General features: G+C 34.8%; 1 protein-coding gene. It reads left to right on the top strand.

The features are described from left to right. Positions 1-7: 7 nt before the first annotated feature. A partial coding sequence (locus tag ACWA1B_RS22655; RefSeq protein WP_456910867.1) for an aromatic amino acid lyase occupies positions 8-273 on the top strand: 266 nt, incomplete at its 3' end.

Here is a 273-nt window from a genome sequence, read left to right as displayed (position 1 = left end):
GAGAGAGATCCATTATATAAGTTCAGAAACGATTACTTTAGAAACACTACAGGAGATTCTAAGTCAGAATAAAATATTAGAATTGTCTGAAGAGGCTAAAGTCAATGTTCAGAAATGCCGTGATTATTTAGATAAGAAAATGGCATCGCACACAGCGCCTATTTATGGAATCAATACCGGTTTTGGTTCTTTATATAGTGTGAAAATCTCGAATGAAAATCTATCTAAACTTCAAGAAAACCTAGTTAAATCGCACGCTTGCGGAACTGGAGA

Source organism: Flavobacterium xizangense, assembly GCF_054075145.1.
This window is presented reverse-complemented; position numbering and strand designations above follow the sequence as displayed.